8 protein-coding genes are annotated in these 8215 nt (G+C 74.0%); 1 reads left to right on the forward strand and 7 read right to left on the reverse strand.

Going from position 1 to position 8215, the window contains the following annotated elements; translation table 11 throughout:
- The 4 genes from VGL20_04425 to VGL20_04440 all read right to left on the reverse strand — a co-directional run.
- Positions 1-566, reverse strand: a 566-nt coding sequence (locus tag VGL20_04425; protein ID HEY2702915.1) for an FAD/NAD(P)-binding protein, incomplete at its 3' end; no start/stop codon positions are given.
- Entirely contained in the window at positions 563-1621 is a 1059-nt protein-coding gene (locus VGL20_04430; GenBank protein HEY2702916.1) for a WD40 repeat domain-containing protein, read from the reverse strand. The genes VGL20_04430 and VGL20_04425, both read right to left, overlap by 4 nt.
- Position 1622: 1 nt before the next feature.
- A complete protein-coding gene (locus tag VGL20_04435; GenBank protein ID HEY2702917.1) occupies positions 1623-2630 on the reverse strand; it encodes a GTP-binding protein in 1008 nt (335 codons plus the stop codon).
- A gap of 257 nt (positions 2631-2887) precedes the next feature.
- A complete protein-coding gene (locus tag VGL20_04440) occupies positions 2888-3676 on the reverse strand; it encodes a phosphate ABC transporter ATP-binding protein (protein HEY2702918.1) in 789 nt (262 codons plus the stop codon).
- A gap of 93 nt (positions 3677-3769) precedes the next feature.
- Between VGL20_04440 and VGL20_04445 the strand changes: the two genes are divergently transcribed.
- Complete coding sequence (locus tag VGL20_04445) at positions 3770-5242, forward strand: alpha/beta hydrolase-fold protein (protein HEY2702919.1); 1473 nt, start codon at positions 3770-3772, stop codon at positions 5240-5242.
- 6 nt (positions 5243-5248) lie between these two features.
- Here the strand turns inward: VGL20_04445 and VGL20_04450 are convergent, their stop codons facing one another.
- The 3 genes from VGL20_04450 to VGL20_04460 form a co-directional block, all read right to left on the reverse strand.
- The gene (locus VGL20_04450; GenBank protein HEY2702920.1) at positions 5249-7312 is read right to left on the reverse strand and encodes a prolyl oligopeptidase family serine peptidase; all 2064 of its coding nucleotides are present in this window, start codon (positions 7310-7312) and stop codon (positions 5249-5251) included.
- Positions 7313-7352: 40 nt separating this feature from the next.
- On the reverse strand, positions 7353-7580 hold the full coding sequence (locus VGL20_04455) for a hypothetical protein (protein ID HEY2702921.1): 228 nt from the start codon (positions 7578-7580) through the stop codon (positions 7353-7355).
- 199 nt (positions 7581-7779) lie between these two features.
- Positions 7780-8215 (reverse strand): HNH endonuclease signature motif containing protein (locus tag VGL20_04460; protein ID HEY2702922.1); only part of this gene is annotated, 436 nt, incomplete at its 5' end.

The following is an 8215-nucleotide window of genomic DNA, read 5'->3' on the forward strand; positions in this document are numbered from 1 at the left end:
TCGCCCGCGAGCGGTGTGACGTCGAGGTCGACGTCGTCGGAGTGCCGCACGCGGCCGGCCGGCGCGGCACCGAGAGGCGCACGGCTCCACGCGGGGATGCGCGGCACCGCGGGGTTGGTGGCGAGCACGACCCGGCGGGCATGCAGCGACGACCCGTCCTCGAGCTCGACCGCGGCGCCGTGCGGATCGGAGCGCAGCCCCGTCACCCGCAGCGGGACGCGCACCTCCTCGAGCCCGAGGCGGTCGACCATCGCAGCGCAGAAGTCCGCGAAGAGACCGACGGAGGGGAGGCTGAAGGATCCGGTCATCTCCGCCTCGCGCCCGCGGTCGCGGGCGAAACCGAGGAGCGCGCACGGCCCGGGGTCGGGGTGGTGGACACACGACGACCGCAGCCGCCGCACCCCGAGCCGGCGGAGCCTGCTGTTCCACTCGTCCAGCCACCCCTGCGGATCGATGACGAGCAGGCCGCCGGCGTCAGCCGGTCGCTCGGAGAGCAGGTACGCGCAGGCCGCGAGCCCGTGGGGGCCAGCGCCGACCACCAGGGTGTCGGCGTCCGGTGACCTCACCGCCGCGGAGCGGGCCCGCCGCCGCCGATGCCGAGCCGGAGAACCTCGCCGGCGGCGGTGCCGACGACGAGGGAGTCGCCGGCGACCCACCCGGCGGACGAGAGCGGCTCGCCGACGGCCAGCGCGCGGTGCGGCCGGCGGCGCTTCGCCAGGTTCCACACCGCGAGGAGGCCGTCGCGCCCCACCGTGGCGAGGAGCGATCCGCTCTGCTGGAACCGCAGGTCGGTGATGCGGTCGGTGTGCGCCTCGAGCAGGTGCGGACGGGTGCCCTCGGGGCCGGGGCCGCCGCACCGCCAGACCATCACGATCTCACTCGACGCCACCGCGAGGTTGTCACCGCGATCGTCCCAGGCGAGACGCTCGACCTTGGCGGGATAGCCGGTCATCTCCAGGTCCTCGCCGGTGGGGATCGCCCACACCTTCGACGTCGAGTCCTGGTTGCCGGAGGCGAGCCAGCGCCCGTCCGGGGACACGGCGACGGTGAGGATCGAGCCCTTCCACGCGTACTCCTGGACCGGGGCGGCGAGATCGCGACGGGGGTCGTACCAGCGGACGCCGCCATACGCGGCGACGGCGAGACGCCCGCCGCCGGGCTCCCAGTCGAGCGACGACACCGTGCTCGGATGGCCACCGTACCGCGCGACGATGGTGCCGTCGCTGCGGACGACGGCGACGTCTCGGCCGCCCGCGGCCGCGAGGAGGGCCCCGTCCGGCGACCAGGCGAGGGCGACGACCCAGCCGGGGAGGTCGATCGACCCGAACGCCCCGTCGATGCGGTCCCAGAGGCTGACCCGCCCGTCCTGGCCGCCGGTGGCGAGCCGGCGGCCTCCCGGGCTCCAGGCGAGGCTGAGGACGCCGAGCGGGTGCTCGGCGAGGCGGGCGACGGGGGTGCCGTCAGCGGCGTCGAGGACGACGGCGTCGCCGCCGAGCGACCCGGCCGCCACCATCCCGCGGCCCGGCGCGATGGCGAGGGCGGCGACGTGGTCGCTGAGCCCGGTGCGCCAGAGCGGGACCGCGGCGGCGCCGGGACGGGTGTCGACGGCGGGCGCCGCCATCTCAGGCGGTGACCGGCACGGCGACGCAGCTGCGCAGGCCGGCGGTCAGCTCCTCGCGGTCGAGGTTGCGGCCGATGAAGACGAGCCGGCTGCGGCGCCGCTCGCCGCCCCACGGGCCCGCGGGCCGCGAGTCGATGAGCATGTGCACGCCCTGGAAGACGAAGCGGTCGGAGTTGCCCTGGATCGCGAGGATGCCCTTGCTGCGGAAGATGTCGACCCCCTTCTCGCGGAGGAGCTTGGAGATCCAGGCGTTGAGGCGATCCGAGTCGAGGTCGCCGTCGAGCTCGATGCCCACGGAGGTGACGCGGGTGTCGTGGAGATGGTCGGACTGCTCGAGGAAGGTCGGGTCCATCTCGAGCACCTTGGCGAGATCGAAGGCGCCGACGCCGAGGATGCGGTCGAGGTCGACTCGGGCGTGCTCCGAACGCACGATCTGCGCGACCGCGTTGATCGAGCGCAACCGCTCCTCGACCCTGCGGATGGTCTCGGCGTCGACGAGGTCGATCTTGTTGACGACGATGCGGTCGGCGAAGGCGACCTGCTCGACGGACTCGTTCTCGACGCCGTCCGGCTTGACCTCGTCGAGGTGGTCGAGGATGTGCTTGGCGTCGACGAGGGTGACGATGGCGTCGAGGCGGAGCTGGGTGGAGATCTCGTCGTCGACGAAGAAGGTCTGGGCGACCGGCGCCGGGTCGGCGAGGCCGGTGGTCTCGACGAGGATGTGGTCGAAGCGATCGCGGCGGCGCATCAGGTTTCCGAGAATGCGAATGAGGTCGCCGCGCACGGTGCAGCAGATGCACCCGTTGTTCATCTCGAAGACCTCCTCGTCGGCGTTGACGACGAGGGCGTCATCGATCCCGATCTCTCCGAACTCGTTCTCGATGACCGCGATCCTCCGGCCGTGCTGAGCGGTGAGGATGTGGTTCAGCAGCGTGGTCTTCCCCGATCCGAGGAAGCCGGTGAGCACGGTGACGGGGACCCGGTCGGGCGGGCGTTGCGCAGTTGCCATGCGTGCCAGTCTATCAGGAACGGTTCTTATTAGTGTTCGCGGGGGCAGGATGCGTCGGACCGGTCATCGGCCAGAACTACGGGCTCGCCATCGGCGTCAACGCGCTCGGCCTCGTCGCCGGAGCGCTGGGCAGCCTCAACCCGGTCATCGCCGCGGTGCTGCACAACGCCAGCAGCGTCGCCGTCGTCGTCAACTCGTCCCGACTCACGCGCTGGGAGGTCTCGGCTCCATCAAGGTGGCCCCGGCGGTCCGGGACATCAGCCGAGCACGCCCTCGATGAAGTCGGCGGTGCGGCGGTCGCGCGGGGCGGTGAAGATCTCCGCCGCCGGGCCCTGCTCGACCAGCTCGCCGACGCCGTCGTCGCCGGCGATGAGGAAGGCGGCGACGTCGCTGACCCTGCGGGCCTGCTGCACGTTGTGGGTGACGATGAGCACGGTGCGCTCGGGGACGAGCTGCCGGATCAGCTTCTCGAGGAGGGTGGTCGACCGGGGATCGAGGGCCGACGTCGGCTCGTCCATGAGGATGACGTCGGGCTCGACGGCGAGCGCTCGCGCCAGGCAGAGACGCTGCTGCTGGCCTCCCGAGAGCTGGAGGGCCGACTGGTCGAGGCGCCTGCACACCTCGTTCCACAGGCCGACCTCGCGCAGCGTGCGCTCGACGATCTCCGCCCCCTCCTCGTGGACGACCCGACCGCAGAGCTTCAGCCCGTAGAGGATGTTCTCGGCGATCGACATCGGGAAGACGTTGGGACGCTGGAAGAGCATCCCCACCCGGCGCCGGAGCGTCGCCGGATTGACGGATTCCCTGGTCACGTCGTGGCCGTCGACGAGGATCGCCCCACGCATGCGGAACCCTGGCACCGTGTCGTTGAGCCGGTTGATGCAGCGGATGAGCGTGCTCTTCCCCGAGCCGCTGGGCCCCATCAGCGCCGTCACCTCACCGGCCGGTCCCCTGAGGTCGATGCTCCGGAGCACCTGGGTGGTCCCGAACCAGACGTCGAGCTCGCGGGTCTCGACCTTCAGCGCGACGGCGGTCTCGGGAGTCACGTGCCGTTCAGCGTACCCGAGATGGTGGAGACCGGCACGCCACGGTCCGGTAGCGCCGACCACCCCCCGACTTCTGGGTAAGCTTGTGAGATCGTGCAGGTTCCGGCGCCCGAGACCGAGACCGGCGCCCCCGGCGCGCACCGGGCGGCGCGGGCGCGGGCACGGCTGGACCGGGTCGCCCACCACCGCCTGACCCAGGCGGCGCTGGCCCTCGCCGCGGTGCTGCTGCTGTGGCTGCTCCTCGGTGGCGGGCTGAGCGGCTGGGCGGTGGGGCTGGGAATGGACGAGCAGCGGGGCACCCTCGTCGCCGCCCTGATCGCCGTGCTCGCCGGATCCGGGGTGGCCACCCTCCTCGGCGCCCGGCCCGGGCCGGCCCGGGCCGGCTGCCTGCTCGGCCTGGTCGCGGTCGAGGTGGTGCCGTTCCTCGCCGGCGCCGCCCGCTCCGGTCCCACCGGCGGCCTGGCGACGAGGACGGTCGCGTTCGGCTGGGTGGCCCAGCCGCTCGGGATGCTGCTGCTCGGCGCGGTCGCCGCCACCGCCGGGGCCGCGATCGGGGCGCTGCTGCGCGCCGACGCGCTCGTCGTGTGGGCTCGGCTGCGCCGCAGCAGGCGGGCCTGGCCGCCCCTGGTCGCGGGCATCACCCTGGCCGCGCTGGTGGCCGCGCCCGCCGCCACCACCGCGCTCCAGGACGGCTCGCTCACCGCCCTCTACAGCTACTCCGCCCCGGGGTCGCACCTGGGGAGCGGCCACCCCGGCCCGGGGGTGGTGGCGGCGGCGACCGGACGGCAGTTCCCCGCCGGGCGCATCGACCCGATCTCGGTGGGCGGCCGCAGCGTGCGGGTGTACCTGCCCCCCTCCTACGCGCTCCAGCCCGGCACCTCGTTCCCGGTGGTCTACTTCCTCCACGGCTATCCCTCCACCGAGCTGCAGTGGCTGAGCGGTGCCCAGCTCCCCGGGGTGCTCGACCAGCTGATCGCCACCCGGGTGGTGCCGCCGCTGCTGGCGGTGCTCCCCGACGGCAACGGCAGGGTCAGCGCCGACGCGGAGTGGGCCGACACCGCCCGCGGCGACCGCATCGAGGACTGGCTGATCAACTCCGTGGTGCCCGGGGTGGACGCCCGCTACCGCACCCTGGGCGCCGGCCACCGGGGCGTCGCCGGGCTCAGCGCCGGCGGCTTCGGCGCCCTGAACATCGCCACCCGCCATCCCCGCCTCTTCAGCTGGGCGGCGAGCTACTCCGGCTACTTCGCGGCGCGCCCGGGGTTCTTCGCGGGCCCCGCCGCGGCGGCGAACAGCCCGCTGCTGACCGTGACCCACGTCGCCGCCCAGGAGCGCATGCCCGTCTACGTCGGCGTCGGCACCGGCGACGGCCGCTACCTGGACACCAACGAGGGCTTCGTCGCCGAGCTCCGCCGGCTCGGCTGGGAGCCGGTCTCCTTCGACGTGGTGCCCGGCGGCCACGGCTGGGCCGCCTGGCGCCTCGAGCTGGTGCACAGCCTGGAGTGGCTCGGCACCCTGTGGCCCCCGCCGGCCGACCGCCCGCCCGCGGAGTCGGCCGTCGAGTGATCCGGGTCAGTCGGTGAGGTCGGGACGCGTCCAGGCCTCACCGAGCACGTGGTGGGCGAGGAAGGCCAGCACCGTCGAGTACCAGACCCGCGCGTGGTTCGGCGACAGCACCCAGTGGTTCTCCTCCGGGAAGTAGAGGAGGCGGTGCGGGGTCGAGCCGTCCTCCGCCGTCGAGCGCGCGGCGAGGTCCCACCACAGCCGCAGCGCCTCGCCGACCGGCACCCGGTGGTCGCGGGCGCCGTGGATGACCAGCATCGGGGTGACGATCGCGTCCCCGAAGCGGTGCGGTGAGCTGGCCTCGGCCATCTCCGCGGTCATCGTGCGGGCCCAGTAGTAGGGGGCGTCGGTGGTGGCGCCAAACTGGTCGAGCGCCCAGGGTGCGGCGTGGGTGACGATCGCCGCGAAGCGGTCGGTGTGCCCGGCGATCCAGTTCGCCATGTAGCCGCCGAACGAACCTCCCATCGCGGCGGTGCGCCCGGGGTCGATGTCGGCGCGCGCCTCGGCGGCGTCGGTGATCGACATCAGGTCGGTGTACGGGGTGGCGCCCCAGGTGCCCCAGCCGCGCCGGACGAAGTCGATGCCGTAGCCGGTCGACAGGGCGGGATCGGGCAGCAGCACCGCATAGCCCCGGGACACCAGGAGCCACGGGTTCCAGCGCCAGGACCAGGCGGCGAACGAGGCCAGGGGGCCGCCGTGGATCCAGAGCACCAGCGGGGCCGGCGCTTCCGCGGCGGCGCCGTGCGGCAGGGCGAGCCAGGCCCGCAGCGGGGTCCCGTCGGCGGCGGTCGCGGTCACCTCCTCGAGCCGTCCCGGCAGCTCCGACCCGGCCCCGAGAACCTCCGCCGGGCCGGGCAGGACCTCGACCGGCGATCCCCCGTCGAGGGCGACCCGGACGGGCACGGGAGGGGAGTCGACCGTCGAGCGCAGCGCGTAGGCCCAGCGCCCGTCGGGCGACACCTCGACGTCGGTGAAGGCGCCGTCGCCGGTCAGCCGGGTGGGCTCGCCGCTGGCGGCGTCGACCCGCCACAGCGGCGACCGGCCGTGGTCGTCGGCGACGACGACGAGCGCGGCGCCGTCCGGCGTCCAGCGGGCGGAGGCGGGCCAGCGGTCCCAGCCGGCGGTCAGGGCCCGGACCTCGCCACCGGCGAGCGGGACGACGCCCAGCCACTGGTCACCGGCGTCGTGGGGCGTCGACCGGCGGCCGGCGAGGACGGCGACGCGGGTGCCGTCGGGCGAGAGCCGCGGCGCTTCGTAGTCGTGGTCGGGGTCGCCGGCGAGCACCCGCCGCTCGCCGCTGGCCACGTCGATCGCCATCACCACCGACCGCTGCGAGCCGCCCGCCTCCGCCACCGACCAGTCGCTGACGAGGGTGCGACCGTCGGGGGTGATCTCCCAGCCCGCCTCGTCGTGCAGCCCCCGGCCGACGTGGCCGGTGAGGTCGCGCAGATCGAGCCGGGCGTCCCCGGAGGCGATATCGCCGGGCTCGGCGACGAGCAGGCGGGTGCGATCCGGCCCCAGGTCGTGGTCCCAGTACCGGATCGGGTACTGCTCGTGCAGGATCGCCGAGACCCTGCCGTCCCTCCGCCGCTTGCGGATCTCCCGTTCGCTCTCGGCGTCGGTGGCCGACGGCATCATCGCGGAGCCGAGCGCGACGGTCCCGGCGTCCCGGGCGACGACCACGCCGCGGACCCCACCGGGCATCGCCGCCACCACCCGGGCGTCTCCCCCGGCGGCCGGCAGGAGCCAGAGCGACGCGGTCGCCTCGGCCTCCCCACCCTCGGCGTCGGGCTCCGGCCGCGCCGATACGAACAGCAGGTCGCCGCCCGGCGTGAACGCGGCCGCGGTCTCGCCCCGGGCGCTGCGGGTCAGCCGCCGGGCGGGCCGGCGACCCGCGGGATCGACCTCCCAGAGCGCGGTCACGTAGCGCGTCCCCTTCGGATCGGGGGTGGCCACGCCGACGACGAGCCGGCCCCCGTCCGGCGAGAGCCACAGCCCCCCGACCCGCGGCAGGGCGACGTAGGCGACGAGGTCGGTGAGGGGATCCGGGGGGGTGGCGAGGCCGTCGCTCATGGCGACTTCTTACCACCGGGCGCCGGCCCACCGCCCGGGGTCAGCGGGGACCGTCGGCCTCCAGCGCGCCCTCGACCCGGAGGACGGGTCGCTGCGACCGGCCGGTGAGCACGGTCGGGTTCCCGTCGGGCACCGAGGCCTCGGCCACCGCGTCCTCCAGCAGGTCGATGGCGGCGCCCAGCTCCGCGAACACCGAGCGCAGCGCGTTCATGCCGGTGTCCTCCCATACATGGATCACCCGCATTGCAGAGATGATCACCGTGCTCATCCGGATGCCCTCATCATCGAACCCGGTCGCTGTCACCCATGGGCGGGGTGACGACCGGCCTCTCTCGAGACCAGCATCCACGGCGAGAGGTGCTCGGGGATGGTCGTTACCCGACTGTCACGGACAAAGATGTCGGGAACACATCTCGTTCCAGCACCGGTATGACAACCGGGTTGACACACCATGCATGCGCACTCGGCTATGGGGGCTCGGCCTCCAGCTTCCCGTTCGCTCCCCACCAGATCCGCCATCCTCCCTCGTGGACGAGTCGATGGTGGACCCAGCACGCAAGCACCAAATTGGGCAATTCGGTCTCGCCGTCGTTCATCCAATGCTGGATGTGGTGGGCCTCCGTCCACTCCGGCGGGCAGTCGCATCCCTCGAACCTGCAGCCACGGTCACGGGCCACCAGCTTCCTGCGCATCGCCGGGGTGATGGTGCGCACCGTGCGCCCGACCTCCACGCCGCCGCCGTTCACCGACACCTGGGTGCATGCCGCGTCGCAGGCCAGGCGCCGGGCGAGCTCGCCGACCACCGGGCCCGCCCAGCGCAGGTCCGCGCCCGGCGCGCCGGGCTCGCCCCGAAGCGTGGCCTCCGACGCCATCACCCACAGGTGGGGCCGCTGACCACCGACC

It is taken from the genome of Candidatus Dormiibacterota bacterium, assembly GCA_036495095.1.
Lineage (GTDB): Bacteria > Chloroflexota > Dormibacteria > Aeolococcales > Aeolococcaceae > CF-96.

Bases quoted from the DNA above. Each gene is read 5' to 3' on its own strand.
- VGL20_04430 (HEY2702916.1), bottom strand. From the start codon at position 1,621: ATGGCGGCGCCCGCCGTCGACACCCGTCCCGGCGCCGCCGCGGTCCCG.
- VGL20_04435 (HEY2702917.1), bottom strand. From the start codon at position 2,630: ATGGCAACTGCGCAACGCCCGCCCGACCGGGTCCCCGTCACCGTGCTC.
- VGL20_04450 (HEY2702920.1), bottom strand. From the start codon at position 7,312: ATGAGCGACGGCCTCGCCACCCCCCCGGATCCCCTCACCGACCTCGTC.
- VGL20_04455 (HEY2702921.1), bottom strand. From the start codon at position 7,580: ATGAGCACGGTGATCATCTCTGCAATGCGGGTGATCCATGTATGGGAG.